Genomic DNA, 14,877 nt, shown 5'->3' on the forward strand with positions numbered 1-14,877 from the left:
GGTGGTGCGAACCGGCAGGGGCCGGGTAGGGCTTGCCCCACGTGGATGTCGGAAACCGGTGTGAAGACGGTCCCCTACCCAATCGCGGCGGGCTCTGGGTACAGCCAGACGTCGGGGCGGATGGCTCGGTGGTGATGCCCGTCAACCGTGGTGACACACTCATCCGAGGAGGAGTGGACTTCGATGACGTTGGCACAGTCGCGGGAGAACCGCTGACTCGACACGTTGGCCGCCGCTTCCGAGTGGTCGTGAGATCGGACCATCGGAGTATGGGATGCGGAAGCCGCTGTGGCGGATGAGCACTCGCCCCGCAACGGGGCATCCGGTGCTTCACCTAGCCTAACATCACCAGAGGCCACGGCTATTCCTCGACACAGGTGCTACGGATGGGGAGATGGGGACCGCACCCCTCCGGCTCAACGTGTAGGGGGCGTATGTCCCAATCATTACCCGCCCTCCGACGGATCGAATCAACCTGTCGGATGATTTCCGGCGAATCAGCCCCGGCGGCGCCCGCACCGACCGAGCACAGCACCAGCACCGTGGGCCCCGCGCCGGAGACCACCGCGGGCAGCCCCTCGTGTCGGCGCAGGTCACGGATGAGGGCGAGGGTGCGCGGCATCGCCGGGGCCCGGTAGGCCTCGTGTAGCCGATCCTCGGTCGCCGCGTACAGGGTTTCGGGGTGGCCACAAACGGCCGCCGTCATCAGCGCGGAGCGCCCGGCGTTGAAGGCGGCGTCGGCGTGCGGCACCGTCTCCGGCAGGAGGCCCCGCGCCCGCTCGGTGGACAGCCGCTCGCCCGGGACGCACAGCACCGGGAGGATCCGCTCGTCCGGGGAGAGGCGCACCGCGCCCCACCGGCCGCCGTCACGGTAGGCGACCGTGTACCCGCCGTAGACGCAGGGGGCCACGTTGTCGGGGTGGCCCTCGATGTCGGCGGCGATCTGGTAGATCGCGTCCCGGTCCGGCCCGCCGTCGGGGCCGGTCCGTCCCAGCAGGGCGCTCGCGGCGGCGACGCCGCCGACGATCGCCGACGAGGAGGAGCCGAGCCCCCGGGCGTGCGGCACGTTGTTGACGCACGTCAGGTCGAGCCCGGGCAGCTTCTCCCCGGCGCGTTCGTAGGTCTCGCGCATGGCGCGGACGACGAGGTGCCGCTCGTCGAGCGGGACCTCCCCGGCTCCCTCCCCGCTGACGCGGACGCGGAGCTCCCCGTCGTCCCTGAGGGCCGCCTCGAACTCGTTGTACAGGCGCACGGCCAGGCCGAGGGCGTCGAAGCCCGGGCCGAGGTTGGCGCTCGTGGCGGGCGCGCGGACGGACACCGCGGTGGGGCGTGGTGGGGTCACTGCGGTCTTTCTCCTGACAGGACGCGCGGCGGGTTCCGGTCCGCCGCGCTCGGGGCCGTGGACGGCGATCGGCCTCAGGCGAGGTCGAGCGCCTGGGCCGCGGCGAGTGCGTCGACGGGGACGGTGGTGGCGGAGGAGGCCCCGGCCAGCGCCCAGTCGGGGTCCTTGAGGCCGTTGCCGGTGACGGTGCAGACCACGCGGCTGCCGCGCGCGACCCGACCGGCCTCGACGGCCTGCAGGAGCCCGGCGACACTGGCGGCGGAGGCCAGCTCGACGAACACGCCCTCCTCCGCGGCGAGGAGCTTGTAGGCGGCCATGATCTGTCGGTCGGTGACCTTGTCGATCAGGCCGCCGGACTCGTCGCGCGCCTGCTCGGCGAGCTTCCAGGAGGCCGGGTTGCCGATGCGGATCGCCGTGGCGATGGTGCTCGGGCTGGTGACGGGGGCGCCGTTGACGATGGGCGCGGAGCCGCTGGCCTGGAACCCGAGCATGCGCGGGCTGCGCGACGAGATCCCGTCGCGGGCGTACTCCGTGTAGCCCATCCAGTAGGCGCTGATGTTGCCCGCGTTGCCCACCGGGATGCAGTGGACGTCGGGGGCGTCGCCGAGGGCGTCCACGATCTCGAACGCGGCGGTCTTCTGGCCCTGGAGCCGGTACGGGTTGACCGAGTTCACGAGGGCGACGGGGTAGTCGACGCTGAGCTTGCGGGCCAGTTCGAGGCAGTCGTCGAAGTTGCCGTCGACCTGGAGCAGGCGCGCCCCGTGGACGAGCGCCTGGGCGAGCTTGCCCATGGCGATCTTGCCCTGGGGCACCAGCACGGCGCAGGTCATGCCCGCGCGGATGGCGTAGGCCGCGGCGCTCGCGCTCGTGTTGCCGGTGGAGGCGCAGATGACGGCCTTGGCGCCGTCCTCGGCCGCCTTGGAGATGGCCATCGTCATGCCGCGGTCCTTGAAGGAGCCCGTGGGGTTGAGCCCCTCGACCTTGAGGAAGACCTCGCAGCCCGTGAGCTCGGAGACGCGCGTGGCCGGCAGCAGGGGCGTGCCGCCCTCCTGGAGGGTGACGACGGGGGTGTTCTCGTTGACGGGGAGGCGGTCGCGGTACTCCTCGACGATGCCTCGCCACGCCCGTGCCATGCTCACGACTGAGTCCCTTTCGGGTGGATGCGGCTTCGCTTGACGCGCGGTGGATGCGGTGGGGTCGCCACGGGGACGCTGTGGAGCCCCGGGGCCCCGACCAGCTACGAGTCTACGACCCCCCACATACTATCTCGAATCGCGGTCGTTGGCGTCTCATCATGTGAAATCTGCGGGCGCGGAACGGAGGCCGCGCGGATGCTCCGCGCGGCCTGGTCCCGCGCCCGGGGCCGCACGGTCGCGGCCCCGGGCCGGGGGTCAGTCCGAGAAGGTCTCCACGCGCATGACGCTGGCGACCTCGCGGACCATCTCGTGCCCGCGCAGCACCTCGACGGTGGAGCTGAGCGCGGCGTCGGGGGCGGGGTGGCTGACGAGCACCAGCTGCGCGTCGTCGCCCGTCCCCTCCTGCCGGACGTTCTTGATGGACACCCCGTGGTCGGCGAAGATCTCCGCGACCTTGGACAGCACACCGGGACGGTCGGCCACGTCCAGCGCCACGTGGTAGCTGGTGATGGTGTGGCCCATGTCGTGCACCGGCAGCCCCGTGTCGTGCGCGCCCTCGGCCACCGAGGTGCGCGCGAGCCGGTTGCGCGCCACCGCGACCAGGTCGCCCAGGACCGCGCTCGCGGTGGGGGTGCCGCCCGCGCCCGCCCCGTAGAACATGAGGCGGCCCGCCGACTCGGCCTCGACGAAGACCGCGTTGTAGGCCTCCTTGACGCTGGCCAGCGGGTGCTCGACCGGCAGCATCACCGGGTGGACGCGCACGCCCACCGACTCCCCGTCCTCCGAGCGCTGGCAGATCGCCAGGAGCTTGACCACGCAGCCCATCGCCCTCGCGCTGGCGATGTCGCCGGCGGACACGCCCGTGATGCCCTCGCGGTGCACGTCGGCGGCGGTCACCTGCTGGGTGTGGAAGGCCAGCCGCGCCAGGATCGCGGCCTTGGCCGCGGCGTCGAAGCCCTCCACGTCGGCGGTGGGGTCGGCCTCCGCGTACCCGAGGGACTGGGCCTCCTCCAGGGACTCCGTGAAGCCCGCGCCGAGGGAGTCCATCCGGTCGAGGATGTAGTTGGTGGTGCCGTTGACGATGCCCAGCACGCGGTGGACCCGGTCGCCGGCGAGCGAGTCCCGCAGCGGGCGCAGCAGCGGGATCGCCCCCGCCACGGACGCCTCGTAGTACAGGTCGACCCCGGCCTCGCGGGCGGCCCTGTGCAGGGTCTGGCCGTCCTCGGCGAGCAGTGCCTTGTTGGCCGTCACCACGGACTTGCCCGACTTGACCGCGGCGAGGATCAGGGAGCGGGCCGGTTCGATCCCGCCGATCACCTCGACCACGAGGTCGATGTCGGGACGCGTCACCAGGGCCGTGGCGTCGGTGGTCAGCAGCGCCGGGTCGACCCCGCGGTCGCGGTCGATGCGACGCACCGCGATCCCGCCGATCTCGATCGGCGTGCCCACCCGCGCGGCCAGCTCCTCGGACTGCTCGTTGACCAGGCGGACGACTTCCGAACCCACAACGCCGCATCCGAGCAGCGCCACCTTCATCGCCATTTGGGCGTGACTCCCACTTCTCTCGTGTCCCTGCCTCGGGCGGCGGCGCCGCCCCGGAGTGGACTGTTCAGCCGACGTCGAGGCGGAGCAGGTCCTCCTCGCTCTCCCTGCGCACGATGACGCGTGCGCTCCCGTCCCTGACCGCCACCATGGCCGGCCTGGGCAGATGGTTGTAGTTGCTCGCCATGGAGTAGCAGTAGGCGCCCGTCGCGGCCACCGCCACCAGGTCCCCCGGCCGCAGGTCCGCCGGGAGGTAGAGGTCGTGCACGATGATGTCGCCGCTCTCGCAGTGCTTGCCGACCAGGCGGGACAGCATGGGAGCCGCGTCGCTCTCCCGGGACACCAGCTGGCTGGTGTACTCCGAGCCGTACAGGGCGGTGCGGATGTTGTCGCTCATCCCCCCGTCGACGCTCACGTAGGTGCGGATCCCCTCGACGTCCTTGACGGTACCGACCTCGTAGACGGTGATCCCGGCCGGGCCCGCCAGTGCGCGCCCCGGCTCGACGGCGATGCGCGGCATCGGCAGGCCCGCGTCCTCGCACTCCCTGCGCACGATGGCGGTCAGGCCCGCGGCGATGGCCGACGGGTCGAGGGGGTCGTCGCCGGAGGTGTAGGCGATGCCCAGACCGCCGCCCAGGTCGAGCTCGGCGAGGGTGACGCCCAGGTCCTCGTGGACACCGGTGAGGAAACGCGCGACGCGGCGGGCGGCCACCTCGAACCCGGAGGTGTCGAAGATCTGCGAGCCGATGTGGGAGTGCAGGCCCACGAGTTCGATGTGGGACGCGTCGAGGACGCGTCGGACGGCCTCGCCCGCGGCCCCGGTGCTCAGCGCGAAGCCGAACTTCTGGTCGTCGTGCGCGGTGGCCACGAACTCGTGGGTGTGCGCCTCGACGCCCGTGGTCACGCGGATGAGCACCTTCGGGCGGACGCCGAGACCGGCGGCGACGGACTCCAGCCGCTCGATCTCGTCGAAGGAGTCGACGATGATCCGTCCCACGCCGGCCTCGGCGGCGCGGCGCAGCTCGTGGACGGACTTGTTGTTGCCGTGCATGCCGATGCGCTCGGCGGGAACGCCCGCGGCCAGGGCCACGGCGAGCTCGCCGCCCGAGCACACGTCCAGCTTGAGGCCCTCCTCGACGACCCAGCGGGCGACGGCCTTGTTGAGCAGCGCCTTGCCCGCGTAGTAGACGTCGGCGTCGGAGAACGCCGTGCGGTAGTCGCGCGCACGGCCGCGGAAGTCCTCCTCGTCCATGACGAAGAGGGGCGTGCCGTACGTGGCGGCGAGTTCGCGGACGCCGACGCCGCCGACCACGACCTCACCGCCGGAGCGGCGGGCGGTCGCCGGCCAGACCCGGGGGTCGAGGTCGTTGAGGTTCTCCGGCGGCAGGGGCGGGTTGTCCTCCGGCAGGATCTCCGCGTGGCGGGATCCGGCGGGGTGGGCGTAGCGGCTCATGATGGGCTTTCGGCTGGAACTGTACGTCTGTGCGGGTCGGCGGGCCGTCGGCGGCGGGGCCCGGGCCCATTGTCCACCGACCCGATCGGAACGATGGGGACGGGTGTGCCCCGGGAGGGACGACGGGGCGTCTACAGCCTTGTGGGAGCTGACACCCCGAGCAGGAAGAGCCCGGTGCGGAGGACCCCGGCGACGGCGGCGGGCAGTGCCGTGCCCGTGTCCGGGTCCTGGGCGCCCCGCTCCGCCGGTCCGGCGGCCGCGTGGGGACACGCCCGCCACTCATCGTAGGCACTGGCCAGCGCTTCCAGGTATCTCACCAGGATATGGGGTTCCTCTCGGCGCGCGGCCGTGTCCAGCACGCCGGGCCCGTCGAAGAGGAGTCCGCGCACGGCCGCCGCGTGCTCGGGGCACGCGGCGGGGGGCGGCGCCCCCTCCGCCGTCCAGCGCCCGCGTGTGACGGCGTGGGCGTGGGCGTGGCGCAGCCGGAAGGCGGGGTTGGCGTCGGTGAGGCGGACCCAGGCCCCCGGGTACTCGGCGGAGGGCAGGACCGGCAGGTCGCGGCCGGTGGTCTCGGTGTCGCGGGGGCGTTCGGGGACCGACCGGCAGAAGGCGACGCGCGCGCTGTCCTCCCCGACGGCGCCGAGGACGCGCGCCGCGGGGGTGAGGAGTTCGCTGCGGTCGCCGTCCAGGTAGGGGTCGCGCCAGGACACCTCGGCGGCGCCGGGGCCCGGCGGCGGGGTGCGCGGCCCGGTGGCCAGGGCGATGCGCCCCCGTGCGTCGGCCCGGGCGAGCCTGCGGGCCTGGGCCACCGGCCCCGCCTCGTGCAGGGCGGTCCGCGGCCACTCCCCCTCGCCGTCCCAGTCGCGTCCGGTGAGGAAGCGGGGGCCGTCGGCGGCCTCGGCGACGAGGGCGTCCCTCTGGCCGCCGGTGAAGGTGATGTTGAGGAAGCCGCGCCCGTCGCCGAGGACCCGGGCGAAGTCGGCCAGGCCCTGTTCGCGCATGCTCTCCAGCTGCGCGGCCAGAAGGCCGGAGACCAGCACGTGGTGGCGCCGGCCGCGCCCCCCGCCCGGGGGGAGCCGTGCGGCGACCTTCCCGACCAGGCGCGGCGCCAGCGCGGTGGCGGCGTCGGCGCCCCCGTCCGCCTGGTCGTGCCGCGGCCACACGAACGGCACCTCGTCCGGCGGGAGGTCGAACGCGCGGGCGGCGGCCTCGCGGAGCACGGCCTCCAGGCGCCCGGGGTTCATTCGGGGCCCCCGGCCCCGTCGACGAGGCCGCGGACGACGTCGATCAGCGCGTCGGGGTCGAACGGCTTGGTCACGTAGGCGTCGACGCCGATCCGCTCGCCGCGCCGCTGGTCGTCGGCCTGGGTGCGGGCCGTGACCAGGATGATGGGGCAGTGCCTGGTGCGCGCGTCGGCGCGCAGCCGCTCGGCGGCGGTCCAGCCGTCCATGCGGGGCATCATCACATCCATCGTGATGACGTGGGGGGCGATGTGGGCGGCCCGGTCGAGGCAGTCGCGTCCGTCCACGGCGGTGAACACCTCGAACCCCTCCAGTTCGAGGTTGAGGCGGATCAGTTCCCGGATCACGTCGTCGTCCTCGACGACGAGAACCCGTGTGGGTAGGGCGTTCACGGGCGTGACACTACCCCCGCGCGGCGACGCGGCACCACCGGAATCCGCCGATCGGCGCGCCCCTCCCCGGCACGTCCCGAAGCGGTGGACGAAGGGCCCCGGTCCCCTGCTACAGTTGTTCACGCAAGCCAGCCCCCTTAGCTCAGGGGATAGAGCATCGGCCTCCGGAGCCGGGTGCGCAGGTTCGAATCCTGCAGGGGGCACGCGGGCGCGTCAGCGCCGTAGTGGAGACGACCAGCGGGAACACTGTTCCCAGCTGGTCTTTTTCTTTTCCGGGAGGTCGTCCGACCCGGTGCGCCGCCCTCCGCAGGGCCGGGGCCGTGCACGGAGGCGACGGATCCCGGGGGGAACGGACCCGCCTGGCAGGGGGACGGGGTCCCCGAATCCTGGTGACGGTCCTCACGGGGCCGGTGGGAGCGGTGAGCGACACATGGTCGGGCACAGGGCGAACGAGCGGCTCGCGGGCGAGCTCCGGCGGCGGATCCGGGCCGGGGACCCCGCCCCCGGGGAACCCCTGCCCTCCGGGGCCGAGCTGGCCCGGCGCCACGGCGCGGACCCGGCGGCCGTGCGCGGGGCACTGGTGATCCTCCGCGCCGAGGGCCTGGTCGGGGACCGTCCCGGCCGGGGGCCCGTGGTGCTCGCACCGCGGCGCGGGGTGCTGCGCAACGACGAGCGCCACCAGTGGGAGAAGGACCGGGCGCGTACGGACCTCAGGGAGCGGCGCTCCACCGGCGCGACCGAGAACGACACGGGATCCGTGGTGGACGACCTGGTGTTCAGCGCCCGCTACACGCGGGTGGAGGCCGACGCCGGCCTGGCGGAGGCGTTGGGGGTGCCGGAGGGGACCGCGCTGCTGGAGCGCGTCTACCGGACCCGCCACCGCGACGAGGACGCGCCGTTCGGCCTCACCTCGTCCTACATCCCGGTCGACCTGCTGGAGTCCGAGCCCGTGCTGCTCGACGAGTCCGCGGAGCCGTGGCCGGGGGGCACGCAGAGCCAGCTGCGCACCGTCGGCGTCGAGGTGGACCGCGTGGAGGAGAGGGTGACGGCGAGGCCGCCCACCCCCGACGAGGCGGAGGAGCTCGGGCTCGGCGAGGGCGTCGCCGTGATGGTGCTCAGGAAGGCCTCCACCGACACGCGGGGCAGGGTCGTGGACTGGTCCGAGGTCGTCCTCCCGGGCGACCGCGCCGAGGCGGTCTTCACGACGCGGCTGGAGCGGTGGTAGCCGTGCCCGGGATCGTCTCCGTCGTCACGGCGGTCCACGCGCCGGGCGCCCGGTTCCTGCCCGAGGCGTACCGCTCCCTCGCGGACCAGCGGCTGCCCGGGGGATGGGACTGGCGGTGGGTCGTCCAGGAGGACGGTGAGACCGACGAGGTCCGTCCCCTCCTGCCCGACGACCCCCGGGTGAGCTTCGGGCAGGGGCGGCCCGGCCGGGCGGGCATGGCCCGCACGCTGGCGCTGTCCCGGGCGGAGGGCGAGTTCGTCAAGGTCCTGGACGCCGACGACCAGCTGACGCCCGGGGCCCTGGCCCGGGACCTCGCCGCGCTGACGGGCGGCTCGGGGGCCGCGTGGGCGGCATCGGCGGTCCTGGACCTGCTGCCCGACGGCTCCACCGAGGGTTTCCCGGGGGATCCCGCCGAGGGTCCCGTCGAGCGCGGGTCGGTCCTGTCGAGCTGGCGGGCGCACGACTTCCTGGCGCCGGTGCACCCGGCGACGCTCTGTGTGCGCCGCGACCTGCTCCTGGCCCTGGGCGGGTGGATGGCGCTCCCGGCGTCGGAGGACACCGGGCTGCTGCTGGCGCTGGACGCCGTGAGCCGCGGGTGGTTCACGGCGGAGCACGGCCTGCTGTACCGGAAGTGGCCGGGCCAGGTGACCGCCGCGGCGGCGCATACCGACCGCGGGGAGCGTGCGGCGCGCATGGCCGTGGTGGAGGCGCGGGCGCTGTCCCTGGCGCGGACCGGCTGGGGCTTCGTCCCGCCCCGGGGCTAGGTCGTGTGCTGTGGATTCTTCCGGGCCCGCGTCCGCCGGGCCCTGCCGGAGCGTCCGCGGAACACGCCCCGCACGCCGGCGGCGGTCGGCCGCGGCCCGGCCGACCGGGGCCGGCGTACCGGGCCGGGTCTCCGGCGGGGAGGGGCGGGCCGACCGCCCGCGCGGGAGCGTCCCCTCCCCCGCGGCGAGCGCGCTGTCCGGGTTCAGACCTTGGCGATCGGCCACGAGCCGTCGACGACCGCCTCGGGGTCCCGCCCCCTCCGCAGATAGGCCTGGAAGGACGCCGCCTGGTCGGCCTTCCAGCCGACCTGGGCGGCGTGCAGGTCGTCCACGCCCATCTCGGCCAGCTCGGGGTGGGCGGCGGCGAGCTTCCAGGCCAGGCGGGCCGCGGCGAGCGCGTCGGCGGAGGCCCCGTGGGCCTGCTGTTCGTCCAGCGGCACGCCGTGGTGCGCGCACACGTCCACCAGCTTGCGTCCGCCCCTACGGTAGGGGTCCATTTGCTTGTCCAGCACCAGGGGGTCCACGACGCGCAGCTGCCCGAAGAGGCTCACCCCCGAGCCGTGCCGTTCCAGTTCGGCGGAGAGCAGGCCGAGGTCGTAGGGGGCGTTGTAGATCACCACGGGCAGCCCCTCCACGACGGCCCGCTCCAGGGCGGCGCCGATCTCGGCCACCACCTCCGCGGCCGGGCGGCCGTGCTCGCGGGCGTGCTCTGTGGTGATCCCGTGGATGGCCGCGGCCTCCTCGGGGATCTCGATGCCCGGGTCGGCCAGCCAGGTGGTGGCGTCCTTGGTGCGGGCGCCGGGGTCGATCCGCCACAGGGCGGCGGTGACGATCCGGTCGGCGGCCAGGTCCAGTCCGGTGGACTCGAAGTCCAGGGCGGCCATCGGTTGCATGTGCCAGGTCATGACGTCCTTCGGGTCGGCTGGTTCCTACCTTCCCGCACCTGGCGTCCCACACCGGGGACGCGGGGGTCCCGCGGCCGCCGCGACCGGCCCTCCCGGACGGGCGGCGCCTCCCGGGGAGGGCCCGCCCGTGGTCAGCGGCCCGGGGCCGCGCCCCGAGCCGGGAGGGGCCCGCGGGAGAACTCGCCGCCGCGCGCCGCCGACGCGGGGGCCGTCACCCCCGGACAGGCGGGGGCGGCCGGTGCGGGACGAACGCGGTCAGCTCCGAGGGACCGTCTTCCCCGGGCGGGCGGGGACGGCCGGGGCGGGTGTGGGGCGCGAGCGGCACGGGGCGCTCCTTCGGACGGGCCGGTCGGACGAGGGCGGCCGGGGCTCAGGGGCCGGGGGGCCGCCGGGTGCGGGGCGCGGACGGGGCCCGGGTCGGGCGACCGGGCGGGGCGCGCGACCGGGCGGGCCGGTCGGACGAGGGCGGCCGGGGCTCAGGGGCCGGGGGGCCGCCGGGTGCGGGGCGCGGACGGGGCCCGGGTCGGGCGACCGGGCGGGGCGCGCGACCGGGCGGGCCGGAGCGGGCCGACCGGGCGCGGGCAGGCCGGAGCAGGCGGGCCCCTGGGGACCCCCCGTCTTCCAGTCAACCGGAGCGGGCGCCGGGGCGCCAGAGCCGGACGCGGCCTGTGGACGGCCGGTGTCCGCGCTCACGTGTCCCGGCCGGCTCCTCCCCCCGTGAGCACCGCCGCGACCTCGCGCGCGATCCGGACCGCGGACTCCTCCGCGACCTGGGTGGACGCGCCCGCCAGGTGCGGGGTGGCGAAGACCCCCGGGCGCCGCAGCAGCGGGTCGCCCGCCGCCGGGGGCTCGGGGTCGAACACGTCCAGCACCGCTCCGCGCAGGTGCCCCGACTCCAGGGCCCGGTCCAGCGCGGCCGCGTCCACCAGTTCACCGCGCGCGGTGTTGACCAGGAGTGATCCCGGCCTCATCGCCGCGAGCGCCGACGCGTCCACGATGTGGCGGGTCTCCTCCGTCAGGCGGGCGTGCAGGCTCACCACGTCCGACCCGGCCAGCAGCTCGTCCAGCCCCACCAGGCGGGCGCCCGCGCGGCGCGCCGTCGCGGCGTCGGCGTAGGGGTCGTGGGCGAGCACCGTCGCGCCGAAGGCTCCCAGCAGTTCGGCCACCCGCGCCCCCACCGCCCCCAGCCCGACCAGTCCCACCGTGGCCGCCCTCAGCTCCGTGCCGGTGCGCTCGTACCGGAACCCCTCCGCGTCCCACCGGCCGCGCGCCAGCCCGGCCGCGGCGTCGGGCAGGCCCCGCATGGCGCAGATCATCGTTCCGACGCAGTACTCGGCGACCGCGCCCAGGTTGCGCCCGGGCAGGTGGACCACGGGCACCGACGCCTCGGCCGCCGCCGCGACGTCCACGTTGACGGGGCCGCCCCGTGTCACGCCGATGACCCGCAGGGTGCCGCGCCCCGCCTCGACCACCTCGCGCGTGACCGGCGCCAGGTGGGTGACCAGGGCGTGCGCGCCCCGGGTCAGGGCGGCCAGCGCGGCGGGGTCCCCGGAGGCCTCCCTGACCCCGTCCACGTCGGCGAAGGGCGCCGTGGGCCAGTCGGAGTCGACGCGGTCGATCGTGGCGGGGAGGCCGTGCCGCCGGGCGCCGCCCGCCAGTTCGGCCTCCAGCGCCCCGGCGAGCAGGTCGGCGGAGATGAACCTGTCCCCGGCGCAGACCAGGCGAAGGGTGTGGGTCATCGCAGTCGCTCCCCCGTTCCGGGGTCGAAGAGGTGGACGTGTTCGGGCCGTGCCCCGATCAGGACGGGGGCGCCCGGGTCGAGGGACGCCCCTCCGGGCGTCTGGACGACGAACCGGCCCGGGCCCCCTCCTCCCGCCTCCGGCGGGTCCTGCCCGGCGAGATCGACCGTGGCCAGTCCGAACTCCATGAGGTACTCGAACACGCCGACGGTCGCGCTCAGCGCGGGACGCGCCGACCCCCGCCCGACGAGCTCGCAGTCCTGCGGGCGCAGCCCCACCTGGACCCGGGTGCCCGCACGGGCGCGGGAGGCCGTGGGCAGGGTCCCGGCCCCGCCGATGCGGACGGCCCCGCCGCCGTCCGCGACCGTGCCCCCGACCAGGTTGATCGAGGGTTCGCCCACGAAGTCGGCGACGAACCGGTCGGCGGGGTCGTCGAAGACCTCGTCGGGGGTGCCGAACTGCCGGATCACACCGCCGTCCATGACCGCCATCCGGTCCGCGAGGCTGAGCGCCTCCAGCTGGTCGTGGGTGACCACGATGGTCGTGTAGCCGAACTCGCGCTGGAGCACCTTCAGCTCGCGCCGCACCCGCTGGCGCTGCCCGGCGTCCAGGTGGGACAGGGGCTCGTCCAGCAGCAGGACCGGCGGGTTGCGGACCAGGGCCCGCGCCAGGGCCACGCGCTGCTTCTGGCCGCTGGAGAGGCCGGCGGGGCGCAGGTCCAGCAGGTCGGTGATCTCCAGGCGCTCGGCGATCGCGGCCACGCGCGGCCCGACGTCGCGGGCCCTCCGCGCGCGCAGCCCGTACGCCAGGTTCTCCCGCACCGACAGGGGCGGGTAGAGGGCGTAGCCCTCGAAGCCGACGCCGACGTCGCGCCTGCCCGGGGGCAGGCCGGTGACCGCGCGGTCGCCGATGAGGACCTCCCCGGAGGTCACGGTCTCCAGGCCGGCGATCATGCGCAGGGTGGTGGTCTTGCCGCAGCCGGAGGGGCCGAGGAGGGCGACCATCTCCCCCGGTTCGACGGCGAGGTCGATGCCGCGCACGGCCGCGAACGGCTCGCGTCCGCGCGCGGTGTAGGTCTTGTGCAGGTTGCGCAGGGTGAGGCTCCTGGCGACCCGGGGCGCGGTGTCCGGCGCGGCCGTCATCGCGTCCCCCCGACCGGCAGCGCACTGCCCACCCGGGGCGGGTACGGGGACCCGTCCCCCGCCCGCCCCGCGAAGACGTGGACGCGGCCCCACTCGACCGCGAGGGCGACGTCGTCCCCCTCCCGGACGCGCGGGTCGTCGGTGACCGTGATGACGGTTTGGCCGGCCACGTCCACGCTCAGCTCGCGGGAGCGGCCGAGGCGTTCGGCCAGGACGACCCGGCCGCGCATGACGAGCTCCCGCCCCGCGCCGTCCGGAGGCACGGACGGTCCGGCGATCCGCAGGTCCCGGGGGCGCAGCCCGAGCAGGACGCCGTCAGCGCCGTGCGCCTCCTCCGGGAGGGCGACGGTGGCTCCCCCTCCGTGGGTGGTGGCCAGTCCTCGGTGCACGCGGGCCTCCAGCAGGTTCGTCTCGGGCTGTCCCAGGGTGCGGGCGACGAAGGCGTCCGCCGGGGTCTCCCACACCTGGGCCGGGGTGCCGACCTGGACGAGCCGCCCCTCGCGCAGCACCCCGACGCGGTCGCCCAGGGCCAGGGCCTCCTGGTAGTCGTGGGTGACGTAGACGGTCGTGGTGCGCGCCATCCCGCTGAGCTGCTTGAGCTCCGCCCGCATGGCGGCGCGCAGTTTGGCGTCCAGGTGGGAGAGGGGCTCGTCGAGCAGGTAGACGTCGGCCGGCCTGACCAGCACGCGGCCCAGGGCGGTGCGCTGGCGCTGGCCGTTGGACAGCTCGCGCGGATAGCGGCCGAGCAGGTGGTCGATGCCCAGGGTCCGGGTGACCTCGCCGACGCGCGCGCTGCGCTGCTCGGGCGTCCAGGTCCCCAGGCGTCCGGAGCGCAGGGGCGAGGCGAGGTTCTCCGCCACGGTCTTCTGGGGGTAGAGGGCGTAGCTCTCGAAGGCCATCGCCACGTTGCGCTCGTAGGGCTCCACCCCGGTCATGTCGCGACCGCCGATGAGGACGGCGCCGGTGGCCCCCTCCACGAGTCCGGCGACGCACTTGAGGGTGGTGGTCTTGCCCGCCCCCGAGGGGCCGAGGACGACGAAGAACTCGCCGTCGGCGATCTCCGCGTCCAGGCCGCGCAGGGCGGTCTTCCTTCCGTAGCGGGCGCCGAGCCCGCGCAGTTCCAGGGAACTCACGACTTCACCGCCCCGAACGACAGGCCGCGCACGAGATAGCGCTGGATGGACAGGGCCACCAGGAGCGGTGGCAGGGCCGCGATGAGCGCGGCCGCGGCGGTGAGGTTGTAGAACGCCTGCCCGCCGCCGCCGAGGAACCGGGTCACGGCCACGGTCACCGTGGGGTTCTGGCTGCCGGTGAGGATCAGCGGGAACACGTAGTTGTTCCACGCGAAGACGAACGCCAGCAGCGCCGACGCCGCGATGCCGGGCCGCACCAGCGGGAGCGCCACCATGAGGAAGGCGCGGGTGCGGGTGTAGCCGTCCAGGAGGGCCGCCTGTTCGAGCTCCTCCGGCATGTCCTGGAAGTAGGACCGCAGGATCCACACGATCAGCGGCAGGGTGACCAGCTGGAGCACCCAGATCGTGCCGGCGTCGGAGTCGAACAGCCCGAGCTGGTTGTAGATGACGAACAGCGGCACGATCACCATCAGCTCCGGCGCGAACCGGAACGACAGGATGGTGAACATGATGTCCCCGGACCCCCGATAGGCCCAGCGTCCGGCCGCGTAGGCCGCCGGGACGCCGATGGCGAGGGACAGCAGGACCGCGCCCAGCGAGGTGACCAGGCTGGTGAGCAGCGCCCCGGTGAAGTCGACGCTGGTGAGGCGGACCCCCTCCTCGCTCAGGACGGTGGCGAAGTTGTCCAGGGTCGGGGTGAACACGAAGTAGGTGGAGGTCTGGTCCGCCCTGGACTTGAGGGACAGCAGGACCATCCACAGGATCGGGAACAGTGAGAAGGCGAACCACAGGACCAGCAGGAGGTCGGCCCCGGCGGAGGCCGGGGAGAAGCGGCGCCGTCCCGGTCGGCGGGTGGCGGTCAC

Annotated in this window: 12 protein-coding genes, 1 tRNA gene and 1 pseudogene; 3 read left to right on the forward strand and 11 right to left on the reverse strand. The window is 74.7% G+C overall.

All coding sequences use genetic code 11. The annotated features are described in order from the left end of the window. Positions 1–380: 380 nt before the first annotated feature. From thrB to ACQPYD_RS27135, 6 genes and pseudogenes are all read right to left on the reverse strand, one after another. Positions 381–1,318: pseudogene (gene thrB, locus ACQPYD_RS27110) on the reverse strand (homoserine kinase). 98 nt (positions 1,319–1,416) lie between these two features. Then, positions 1,417–2,475 (reverse strand): threonine synthase, encoded by a 1,059-nt coding sequence (gene thrC / locus ACQPYD_RS27115; RefSeq protein WP_433702146.1) that lies wholly within the window; start codon positions 2,473–2,475, stop codon positions 1,417–1,419. 258 nt (positions 2,476–2,733) lie between these two features. Next, positions 2,734–4,020 carry a homoserine dehydrogenase gene (locus ACQPYD_RS27120; protein ID WP_267946349.1) on the reverse strand — a complete coding sequence of 429 codons (1,287 nt, stop codon included), beginning with the start codon at positions 4,018–4,020 and terminating at the stop codon, positions 2,734–2,736. Between the two features lie 67 nt (positions 4,021–4,087). Beyond that, positions 4,088–5,473: a diaminopimelate decarboxylase gene (gene lysA, locus ACQPYD_RS27125; RefSeq protein ID WP_433698272.1), complete on the reverse strand. Its 1,386-nt coding sequence runs from the start codon at positions 5,471–5,473 to the stop codon at positions 4,088–4,090. A 131-nt stretch (positions 5,474–5,604) separates the two neighbouring features. After that, a complete protein-coding gene (locus ACQPYD_RS27130) occupies positions 5,605–6,717 on the reverse strand; it encodes a DALR anticodon-binding domain-containing protein (protein ID WP_433698273.1) in 1,113 nt (370 codons plus the stop codon). Beyond that, positions 6,714–7,106 (reverse strand): response regulator, encoded by a 393-nt coding sequence (locus ACQPYD_RS27135; RefSeq protein ID WP_433698274.1) that lies wholly within the window; start codon positions 7,104–7,106, stop codon positions 6,714–6,716. Before ACQPYD_RS27135 ends, ACQPYD_RS27130 begins: the two co-directional genes overlap by 4 nt. A 131-nt stretch (positions 7,107–7,237) precedes the next feature. On the opposite strand from ACQPYD_RS27135, the gene ACQPYD_RS27140 reads away from it, so the two are divergent. The 3 genes from ACQPYD_RS27140 to ACQPYD_RS27150 all read left to right on the forward strand — a co-directional run bounded on the left by ACQPYD_RS27140 (position 7,238) and on the right by ACQPYD_RS27150 (position 9,095). Beyond that, positions 7,238–7,309: transfer RNA gene (locus tag ACQPYD_RS27140), tRNA-Arg, on the forward strand. A 227-nt stretch (positions 7,310–7,536) separates the two neighbouring features. Further along, positions 7,537–8,331, forward strand: a complete 795-nt coding sequence (locus ACQPYD_RS27145) for a GntR family transcriptional regulator (RefSeq protein ID WP_433698275.1) — start codon at positions 7,537–7,539, stop codon at positions 8,329–8,331. Continuing rightward, positions 8,325–9,095: a glycosyltransferase family 2 protein gene (locus ACQPYD_RS27150; protein ID WP_433698276.1), complete on the forward strand. Its 771-nt coding sequence runs from the start codon at positions 8,325–8,327 to the stop codon at positions 9,093–9,095. The genes ACQPYD_RS27145 and ACQPYD_RS27150 overlap by 7 nt, the downstream gene beginning before the upstream one ends. Before the next feature lie 203 nt (positions 9,096–9,298). On the opposite strand, the gene ACQPYD_RS27155 is transcribed toward ACQPYD_RS27150, so the two are convergent. The 5 genes from ACQPYD_RS27155 to ACQPYD_RS27175 all read right to left on the reverse strand — a co-directional run bounded on the left by ACQPYD_RS27155 (position 9,299) and on the right by ACQPYD_RS27175 (position 14,877). Beyond that, positions 9,299–10,000, reverse strand: a complete 702-nt coding sequence (locus ACQPYD_RS27155) for an exonuclease domain-containing protein (RefSeq protein WP_433698277.1) — start codon at positions 9,998–10,000, stop codon at positions 9,299–9,301. Between the two features lie 689 nt (positions 10,001–10,689). Beyond that, positions 10,690–11,739, reverse strand: coding sequence for an NAD(P)-dependent oxidoreductase (locus tag ACQPYD_RS27160; protein WP_433698278.1), 1,050 nt, complete (start codon positions 11,737–11,739; stop codon positions 10,690–10,692). Beyond that, the gene (locus ACQPYD_RS27165) at positions 11,736–12,881 is read right to left on the reverse strand and encodes an ABC transporter ATP-binding protein (protein ID WP_433698279.1); all 1,146 of its coding nucleotides are present in this window, start codon (positions 12,879–12,881) and stop codon (positions 11,736–11,738) included. The genes ACQPYD_RS27160 and ACQPYD_RS27165 overlap by 4 nt, the downstream gene beginning before the upstream one ends. Beyond that, on the reverse strand, positions 12,878–14,014 hold the full coding sequence (locus ACQPYD_RS27170; RefSeq protein ID WP_433698280.1) for an ABC transporter ATP-binding protein: 1,137 nt from the start codon (positions 14,012–14,014) through the stop codon (positions 12,878–12,880). The genes ACQPYD_RS27165 and ACQPYD_RS27170 overlap by 4 nt, the downstream gene beginning before the upstream one ends. Next, a complete protein-coding gene (locus tag ACQPYD_RS27175) occupies positions 14,011–14,877 on the reverse strand; it encodes a carbohydrate ABC transporter permease (protein WP_330158701.1) in 867 nt (288 codons plus the stop codon). Before ACQPYD_RS27175 ends, ACQPYD_RS27170 begins: the two co-directional genes overlap by 4 nt.

It is taken from the genome of Nocardiopsis sp. CA-288880, assembly GCF_050955985.1.
GTDB lineage: Bacteria > Actinomycetota > Actinomycetes > Streptosporangiales > Streptosporangiaceae > Nocardiopsis > Nocardiopsis tropica.

Excerpts from the sequence above, each read along its gene's own strand:
- ACQPYD_RS27165 (WP_433698279.1), bottom strand. The coding sequence starts at position 12,881 with ATGACGGCCGCGCCGGACACCGCGCCCCGGGTCGCCAGGAGCCTCACC.
- ACQPYD_RS27145 (WP_433698275.1), top strand. The coding sequence starts at position 7,537 with ATGGTCGGGCACAGGGCGAACGAGCGGCTCGCGGGCGAGCTCCGGCGG.
- ACQPYD_RS27130 (WP_433698273.1), bottom strand. The coding sequence starts at position 6,717 with ATGAACCCCGGGCGCCTGGAGGCCGTGCTCCGCGAGGCCGCCGCCCGC.
- ACQPYD_RS27120 (WP_267946349.1), bottom strand. The coding sequence starts at position 4,020 with ATGGCGATGAAGGTGGCGCTGCTCGGATGCGGCGTTGTGGGTTCGGAA.
- lysA (WP_433698272.1), bottom strand. The coding sequence starts at position 5,473 with ATGAGCCGCTACGCCCACCCCGCCGGATCCCGCCACGCGGAGATCCTG.
- thrC (WP_433702146.1), bottom strand. The coding sequence starts at position 2,475 with ATGGCACGGGCGTGGCGAGGCATCGTCGAGGAGTACCGCGACCGCCTC.
- ACQPYD_RS27160 (WP_433698278.1), bottom strand. The coding sequence starts at position 11,739 with ATGACCCACACCCTTCGCCTGGTCTGCGCCGGGGACAGGTTCATCTCC.
- ACQPYD_RS27155 (WP_433698277.1), bottom strand. The coding sequence starts at position 10,000 with ATGACCTGGCACATGCAACCGATGGCCGCCCTGGACTTCGAGTCCACC.